This is a genomic window from Citrobacter sp. Cy070, assembly GCF_030332245.1.
Lineage (GTDB): Bacteria > Pseudomonadota > Gammaproteobacteria > Enterobacterales > Enterobacteriaceae > Citrobacter > Citrobacter youngae.
Window position 1 is genome coordinate 1 of record NZ_JAOWIG010000005.1, and the last position, 337, is coordinate 337.

Below are 337 nucleotides of genomic sequence, written 5' to 3' on the forward strand. Positions count from 1 at the left end.
TTCTTTCCCCGGTAGCACCCCGGCGTCATGCACAGGGACTGCTCCTCCGGCTTGTGGATGGCATACACCAGATACTCCTCGCCGACCGGGGCCGCCAGCAGTTCCACCTCCTCCCCTTCATAGCACCAGTGGCATCCCAGCCAGCCGGTAAAACGCCTGCCGTTAATGCGCCCGGTCAGATACCAGGCCCCGCACAGCGGCCTGTCATAGTCCTGCAGCAGGGCCGAGGCTGTCCCTCCCGAGCCGCTGGCCGCCCAGACCACCGCCGACGCCGCCATCTTCTTTTTATAGCGGGCGTAGTAGGCGCTTCCTTCCGGGTAGGACAGAACGTCGAAAT

Annotated in this window: 1 pseudogene; it reads right to left on the reverse strand. The window is 64.1% G+C overall.

Annotated features, from left to right (window positions below):
- Nucleotides 1-337: pseudogene (locus OGY19_RS00110) on the reverse strand (putative type VI secretion system effector); the annotation flags it as partial.